General features: G+C 47.8%; 3 protein-coding genes. All 3 read left to right on the forward strand.

Annotated features, from left to right (window positions below; genetic code table 11):
- The first annotated feature begins 269 nt into the window (after positions 1-269).
- From L977_RS00365 to L977_RS23435, 3 genes are read left to right on the forward strand one after another with little or no spacing between them, the layout of a single operon-like run.
- The gene (locus tag L977_RS00365; RefSeq protein WP_052192595.1) at positions 270-1,790 is read left to right on the forward strand and encodes an S-type pyocin domain-containing protein; all 1,521 of its coding nucleotides are present in this window, start codon (positions 270-272) and stop codon (positions 1,788-1,790) included.
- Positions 1,790-2,044, forward strand: a complete 255-nt coding sequence (locus tag L977_RS00370; protein ID WP_047624238.1) for a DUF7683 domain-containing protein — start codon at positions 1,790-1,792, stop codon at positions 2,042-2,044. Before L977_RS00365 ends, L977_RS00370 begins: the two co-directional genes overlap by 1 nt.
- 35 nt (positions 2,045-2,079) lie before the next feature.
- Positions 2,080-2,274, forward strand: a complete 195-nt coding sequence (locus L977_RS23435) for a bacteriocin immunity protein (RefSeq protein WP_331422073.1) — start codon at positions 2,080-2,082, stop codon at positions 2,272-2,274.
- The last annotated feature ends 192 nt before the right edge of the window (positions 2,275-2,466 follow it).

Raw genomic sequence — 2,466 nt, forward strand, 5'->3', positions numbered from 1 at the left:
GCCGAGGGAGACGAAGCCGATTTTCGGCGGGTGCGTAACATTGCTCATAGGTTAAAAATTGTTCGATTTTTGGAATGGTCAGGCAGGGATTCTACAGAGGTTGGGGGGAAATTTGTACTGAAGAATTGCGCTCGATGCAGGTTTTCGGTGCCAATCGATTTTTCTGGTTAAGAAACGATGTTTTGCTTAGAACAAATACTTGTTGAACGTATGGTTATTGCTTGTAAAATGACCGAGAGGAGTGTTTTTTATAATAAGTAGAGTGACTTATGACAAAACGGCTGGCCAAAATGGGGGATAAGACTTCATACGGGAAGATAGTGTCAGCAACATCTGGGTGTATTGATGGTGTAGACCATCTGGTACTGGATGGGGATAAAGCATTTTGCAACCAATGCAAAGGGAGTTTTCCGATACAGGGGAGTGCAAGTGGCTGGCTGAATCCTGGCGCAAAATGTCATGTTGCGCACTGCGATAAGGTTCTATGCAAGTGTCCTGATAATTATGTATTTGCCTCTTCCAACTTTTTCACTGGTGGAGCAGGGTCCCAATCTGCTTCAAACGTCCATTCAGGCTTAACCAGTGTCTTGCAGGAACTAGCTAAGTCTTCTGTTTCCACGATTACTCCTGTTTACGCTAAATCTCGTCAGCGAGGCGAAGGTTGTACCGACGCAGGAACAGATCAGGAATCAGTTGATAATTTCGGTTATGCAGGCTATTTCCGGGCGAGTCCTCAACCGGAACAAACAGAATCGGAACCCGTCCAACACGCGCAGGCTGCAAAGAAACTCAAACCAGCCGAACCGACTCCACCACCAGAAGATAACCGCGCGTGGTATAAGCGCCTTTTCAGTTCCTCGGATGCCCCCAAAGCGTCTGCGACTGCAGGTATGGCAACAGCAAGGGCCACGACTACAGCAGGGATCGCCACTGATGCAGCAATTGAGGCCGGATACGCAGCAGTGCAGAAAATTGGAGGAAATCTTTCGACGGCTGGTCGCTGGATAGCCCCGAGTCCTCCAACCGTTTTTCTGTTTGGCATGTTCTACTCGCCAAAGCTCAACAGTGGCGAACAGGACTACATTAATAAAATGCGCCTTGAGCAGGCCGCACGGAATAAAGAAGATGTTCCGACCCGTATTCGCTTTCGCTGGGAAGCTGACCAGTTTGGCTCCATGAGTCCGAAAGGCTTCCATGTCAGCGCCGGAGGCGGACAGGACCGAGTGCCAGTGCGCATGCTTCAGAAGAACACCACCACCGGGAACTATGAGTTCTGGGAGGATGGCGCAGATAAGCCGATAGTCGTTTGGACTCCTGACGATCCGGGATATTCTTCCCCGACCAATACTGGCAGCCAGGACAACGTCTATATTCCTCCGAATGTACTGGTTTACCCGGAAAGTGAAATCAACAGCCCGTGGTCAACAGTTACCCCAGCACCGGGAGAACGTTCATTCCGGGATTATATTCTGGTGCATCCAGCAGGGACCTTTGATCCGATTTACGTCTATCTGAATGCGGATCACAAATACCACACTGCACCAAAAGGGACCCCACCATTACCAGCATTCCCTGATGCGAAAAGAGCACCACGTAAGACAGCTATTCAAGGTGGCGGACAACTTCGGGCAAGATGGAAAGATGCCAAAGGTAAAATTTATGAATGGGATTCTCAACATGGCACAGTCGAAGTTTATGACCGTTCGGGCCGCAACCATTTAGGCGAGTTCAATCACATAACAGGTGAGCAAACCAAGCCAGCAGATCCAACCAGAAAGGTAGAAAAGTGATGGTAATCTATTCTGTGGAAATTTTTGATAAACAAAGCGAAGAATTGGTTTTAGAGGTTGAGATCCCTAAGAGCAAACTGAAAGGAGTTGCTGCTGTTATGGGGTGGGGGCCGGATGACGAAGAGGCATTTGTCAAAGGCATCGCAGGGTTCAATGTTAACCAAAAACAGGCATTGGATTTAGAAAATTTACTCGGCGAAAAATTCTATTCTAAAGACGTTATCGTGCAAATCGCTGGCGGGGAAATATCTTGAAGCGGTCATTTCGTGGCTACACAGAAAGTGAATTCTTGGAGTTTGTTCGTTCACTCTTAAATGTTGCGGATACTTCAAAATGTATAGATATCAAAAACATACTGGAGTTTAAGCGCCTGACCCAACATCCTGACGGCTCTGACATCATCTTTTATCCCCGAGATGACCGCGAAGATAGTCCTAAAGGAAGTTGTTCAAGAGGTCTAAGGATGGCGCAAAGCCAATGTTAAACCGGGCTTTCTTGAGAAATGAGCCTGTGACACTAAGCATTAAATGTTGATTAAAAGCGCCGGGTTTTTATCCCGGCGTTTTTGCGTCAGGGTCAGAACTACCGCGGTTTAGAGCAAAGGCAGCAACGTATTATTTTCGCCCTTTAGGCAGCCGAGGGAGACGAAGCCGATTTTCGGCGGGTGCGTAACATT

The sequence above is a fragment of the Enterobacter sp. ZOR0014 genome, from assembly GCF_000798855.1.
Taxonomy (GTDB): Bacteria; Pseudomonadota; Gammaproteobacteria; order Enterobacterales; family Enterobacteriaceae; genus Enterobacter; species Enterobacter kobei.

Excerpts from the sequence above, each read along its gene's own strand:
- L977_RS00370 (WP_047624238.1), top strand. The coding sequence starts at position 1,790 with ATGGTAATCTATTCTGTGGAAATTTTTGATAAACAAAGCGAAGAATTG.
- L977_RS00365 (WP_052192595.1), top strand. The coding sequence starts at position 270 with ATGACAAAACGGCTGGCCAAAATGGGGGATAAGACTTCATACGGGAAG.